This is a genomic window from Desulfofundulus sp. (assembly GCF_049701015.1).
Lineage (GTDB): Bacteria > Bacillota > Desulfotomaculia > Desulfotomaculales > Desulfovirgulaceae > Desulfofundulus.
Genome location: NZ_JBNATZ010000258.1, coordinates 1 through 3,422, shown reverse-complemented (window position 1 = coordinate 3,422; position 3,422 = coordinate 1). Strand labels below are relative to the sequence as shown.

Here is a 3,422-nt window from a genome sequence, read left to right as displayed (position 1 = left end):
CTGGCCGGCCGTTTTCGTTTTTGTGCAACTTTGCTCTACAAGTACCTCTGGCTTGAAGTTCCAGGCACCTTGTGTTACGATACTTTAAGATGCTTTTTCGCTGATCAACCCGTGCAAAACCCGAAAAAAATATATCAAAAGGAGCAGTAATTCAGTTATGCCCATGTGCGACAACCATCCCGAGCCCCTGCCCGCCATTGCCGGGGGCAACCCCGTGAGGGAGACGTATCTTCCTTATGCCCGGCAGTGGATTGAAGAGGACGACATCGAAGCCGTCACCCGGGTATTGCGGGGCGACTGGCTGACTACGGGTCCGACACTGGCCGAATTTGAAAAGCAATTTGCCGCCCGGGTGGGTGCCCGTTATGCCGTGGCCTACTCCAGCGGGACGGCGGCCCTGCACGCAGCCTGTTTTGCCGCCGGTGTGGGCAGGGGTGACGAAGTGATTACCAGCCCCATCACTTTCGTGGCCAGCGCCAACTGCGCCCTTTACCTGGGGGCGAAACCCGTGTTTGCAGACATAGACCCGCGTACTTATAATATTGACCCGGTCGAAATAGAAAAAAAGATCACCCCGCACACAAAGGCGGTCATTCCCGTACATTTCACGGGACAGCCCTGCGATCTGGAAACCATTCACGCCCTGGCCCAAAAGCATAACCTTGTGGTCATAGAAGACGCCTGTCACGCCCTGGGGGCAGAATATAAGGGGCACCCCATCGGCTGCCTCAGCGATATGACCGTCTTCAGCTTCCACCCCGTGAAACACATCACGACGGGGGAAGGAGGAATGGTGACTACCAATTCTGATGAATTGTACCAGTGGCTGCTGCTTTTCCGCAACCACGGGATCACCCGGGACCGGGAATTGATGGTGGAGGACCAGGGCCCCTGGTACTACGAAATGCTGGATGTAGGGTTCAATTACCGCCTCACGGATATCCAGGCCGCCCTGGGTCTGAGCCAGCTGCGCAAGCTGGACCGCTTTCTTGCGCGCAGGCGCGAGATCGCCCTGACCTATAATGAAGCCTTTGCAGACCTGCCTGAAGTGGAAGTTCCTTATCAGGCCCCATACGGACGTTCGTCCTGGCACCTTTACGTGCTGGCCTTGAACCTGGACCTTCTGAGAGTGGGGAGGCGTGAGGTTTTCGAAGCCCTGCGGGCGGAAAACATCGGTGTGAATGTACATTACATGCCCGTGTACCGCCATCCGTACTACCGTTGGCTCGGAGACCCGGACAGCTGCAGTCTTTCCGGCTTTTACTGCGTCCACGCCGAAGAGCTGTACGAGCGCATTATCACCCTGCCCCTTTACCCGGCCATGAATGACGGGGACGTACGGGACGTAATTACGGCCGTGTGCAGGGTCATCGCCTGGGCACGAAAATGAAAGGCAATTTTCCGGTATTTTCGTGTATTCGACAGCTTTCGACCCAATTTCTATAACCCGTTCCGAGTTTTTTTATTTTTTTTGTGTTTTTTTCTTCTCCTAAGAAGGAGTTTGGGAGATCGTGTCAAATAAATTACCAATCAGCTGCCAAAGCCAGCCAAAAATTAGCACATTGTCCAGGGGCAAACTTCACCGAAAGGGAGGGACGCAAAGCCACGGGCCTACAGCGACTATTCGCCAGGGCAGCCGGGCTGCGACAATGTTTCCCGGCCGTCGGGTCGGTTTTTTGTTTGGGGAGGTGGTTTTTTGGACCTGTTTGCCAGTCCCATTCTGGTGGCACTGCAGAAGCAACTGGATGCATCGGCACTAACCCAGAAGGTGATTGCCAATAACGTGGCCAATGTGAATACACCGGGGTTTAAAAAATCTTCTGTCAGCTTCACTGAGGAACTACGGCGGGCGCTGGGGGAGGACGCACTGCCGCTGGTTACCAGCAGCCCCCGGCATATCGGGGCTCCGGTCCCGCTGGCCCGGGTCGAGCCCACGGTGGTGAAGGAGGAGGGCACCACCATGGGCTATAACGGCAATAACGTGGACATTGATCAGGAAATGGTAAACCTGGCCGCCAATGCTCTCACGTACCAGGCTGCCGCCCGGGCGCTGGGCGACCGCCTGTCCCTGTTGATCTACGTTATTCGAGGGAGGTAACAGACGGTGCCTTTATTAGATGTATTCGGCATCAGTGCCTCGGGCTTAACAGCTTCCAGGCTGTGGCTCGATATTACCGCCAACAATATTGCCAACCTGCAAACGGCGGGCAGGCCCAACGACCCTTTGAACCCGGCCTACCGCCGGAAAATTCCCGTGTTTGCCGAGAAACTGCAGCAGGCCCTGGACTCCCCGCCAGGCCAGCCCTCCTTCAACGCCGCTGGCGTCAGCGTGGAGGCGGTAGTTGAAGACCCATCCCCGCCCCGGCTCGTTTACGAACCTTCCCATCCCCTGGCCGATCCACGTACTGGCTACGTGGCTTATCCCAATATCAACATTGCCAATGAGATGGTCAGCATGATCGCAGCCACCCGGGCCTATGAAGCCAACGTTACGGTTTTGAACGCGGCCAAGGACATGGCCGTGAGAGCTCTGGAGATAGGCAGGAGCTGATGGTTTGTAATCAGCCGCGACAGACCGGGGCCGGCCCGAAACGGCTCGCGGTACATATCCCACGCGAAGCACTGGAGTAACAAAGATAACGATGAGTCCAAACAGGTTCGCTGAACGTTTAAATTGTTGACCGGGAGGAGACCAGATCGATGCAGGTTTTACCCGTATCTCCCATAACCCTGGTACCCACGGCAAGCCAGCCCGCAAAACCGGACGCCGCTGCCGGTGCCTCCGGTTTCGGCCGCATGCTTGAACGGGCGCTGGAAGAGGTCAACAACGCCCAGGTGCGGGCCGACCGGGTGGGCCTCGACTTCCTCACCGGACGGGTACAGGAACTGCACCAGGTTACCATCGCTATGGAAGAAGCACGCATTATGATGTCCCTGGCTGTTGAGGTGAGAAACAAAATAATCGATGCTTATCAAGAAATTTCGCGCATGCAGGTCTAAGGAGCTGTTTTAGTCGATGAACCCCAGTCAGATCCTGGCCCCCCTGAATGACCGGTGGCGGGGGTTACCCCGTTCCCGGCAGGTTCTTTTGGCCGCCGCTGCCGCGGGGCTGCTGGTAACCGTAATTTACCTGGTTGCACTTGTCACCCAACCACGGTACGCTCCCCTGTTCACCGGCCTCGAACCCAGGCAGGCTGGCAAAATCGCCGAAGAACTCAAAAACATGAAAATACCCTACCGGCTGGAAGATCAGGGAAGAACCATCACCGTACCGGAGGGACAGGTGTACGACACCAGAATCCAGCTGGCCAGCAAGGGGGTGCTGGCCGATTCAGGGGCAGGGTGGGAGCTTTTTGACCAGCAAAAGTTCGGTGTTACCGATTTTGAACAGCAGGTCGACTACCAGCGGGCATTACAGGAAG

The 3,422-nt window shown here is 56.5% G+C and carries 4 protein-coding genes, 1 pseudogene and 1 riboswitch; all 5 genes and pseudogenes read left to right on the top strand.

Features of this window, described 5'->3' with window-relative positions:
• Nucleotides 1-163 precede the first annotated feature (163 nt).
• Nucleotides 164-1,390: a UDP-4-amino-4,6-dideoxy-N-acetyl-beta-L-altrosamine transaminase gene (gene pseC, locus ACPLUI_RS12740; protein WP_424660631.1), complete on the top strand. Its 1,227-nt coding sequence runs from the start codon at nucleotides 164-166 to the stop codon at nucleotides 1,388-1,390.
• Between the two features lie 171 nt (nucleotides 1,391-1,561).
• Nucleotides 1,562-1,649, top strand: a riboswitch (cyclic di-GMP riboswitch).
• A 47-nt stretch (nucleotides 1,650-1,696) separates the two neighbouring features.
• Nucleotides 1,697-2,098, top strand: a complete 402-nt coding sequence (gene flgB, locus ACPLUI_RS12735; RefSeq protein WP_424660630.1) for a flagellar basal body rod protein FlgB — start codon at nucleotides 1,697-1,699, stop codon at nucleotides 2,096-2,098.
• Nucleotides 2,099-2,104: 6 nt separating this feature from the next.
• The gene (gene flgC / locus ACPLUI_RS12730) at nucleotides 2,105-2,551 is read left to right on the top strand and encodes a flagellar basal body rod protein FlgC (protein WP_424660629.1); all 447 of its coding nucleotides are present in this window, start codon (nucleotides 2,105-2,107) and stop codon (nucleotides 2,549-2,551) included.
• Nucleotides 2,552-2,700: 149 nt separating this feature from the next.
• Nucleotides 2,701-3,000, top strand: a complete 300-nt coding sequence (fliE, locus tag ACPLUI_RS12725; protein WP_424660628.1) for a flagellar hook-basal body complex protein FliE — start codon at nucleotides 2,701-2,703, stop codon at nucleotides 2,998-3,000.
• Nucleotides 3,001-3,016: 16 nt separating this feature from the next.
• Nucleotides 3,017-3,422 (top strand): annotated as a pseudogene (locus ACPLUI_RS12720) (flagellar M-ring protein FliF); the annotation flags it as partial.